1 protein-coding gene is annotated in these 1127 nt (G+C 25.2%); it reads left to right on the plus strand.

Annotated features, from left to right (window positions below):
- Positions 1 to 309 precede the first annotated feature (309 nt).
- A partial coding sequence (locus BM072_RS15390; RefSeq protein WP_092910829.1) for a replication initiation protein occupies positions 310 to 1127 on the plus strand: 818 nt, incomplete at its 3' end.

Here is a 1127-nt window from a genome sequence, read left to right on the forward strand (position 1 = left end):
AAGCTCCCAAAAGTGATTTTTCGAAGAAAATCACACCCTTAAAAACTAAAAAATTACCATGTTTTTGTATTAATTAAACATAGCTTATCTAACATTACTTATCGACTTTCGACAAAAAATGGATATATATATGTATATCATATATATTACAAGGGTATTAAAAAGTCTAACTATAACTTTTTGAATAAACAACTATAACTTTTTGAATAAATAGAAAATGGTTAACTATAACTTTTTGAATAAATACTATAACTTATGTTTGTGTAAGTTATAGTATTTATATAAATTTACTTTTCAATACTATAACTTATGTCTAAAATTAATAATAAAGAAGTATTACAGTCTTACATCTTAACGACTGCTAAATATGATTATTCTGTTTACGAGAAACGTATTCTTTATCGTCTTGTAGAGCTTTTTCAAGGATTAATACAAAATCAAAAATTAAAAGACAAAATAGTTATTGAACAAGACAATCAAAATACTAGCATTGTTAGTATGCCTATTAAATTATTTTTACAAAACGAAACAGATACTAACCATATTCGAATAAAATCAGCTTTAAAAAATTTAGCTAAAAAATTCTTTGAGTATGAAGATGAAAATGATTGGGAGTTAATTTCAGTAATTTCAGAGCCTAAAATTAAGAAAAATACAGAGATTGCTACTTTCAGAATAAATCCAAAAATAGTAGAAGCATTTTTAGATTTTTCAAAAGGCTTTAAAAAGTATGAACTTAAAGTAGCTATGGAATTTGAAAGTGTATATACTATGCGTTTTTACGAATTATTATCTAATCAGAAAACTCCTATTAATTATTCAATAGATAAATTAAAAGATATATTTAATATTGCTGATAAATACAAGTTAACGGGTGGTTTTATTCAAAAAGTTATCGAACCTGCAAAAAAAGAACTTGATAAATGTTCTCCTTACACGTTCCATTACGAACCGATCAAAACAGGTCGTAAAATTACAGGCATTCGTTTTATTCCGATCCATCAACCGCAATTTGAAGATGAATCATTGAAAAAACAAAAAGCAATGAAACAAATGTCAAATCGTTGGTTTATTCCTAAAAACATAGAAGATTATTTAAAGTACAATTACGAGTTTACCGATAAAGA

It is taken from the genome of Algoriella xinjiangensis (assembly GCF_900115015.1).
In the GTDB taxonomy this organism is placed as follows: Bacteria; Bacteroidota; Bacteroidia; order Flavobacteriales; family Weeksellaceae; genus Empedobacter; species Empedobacter xinjiangensis.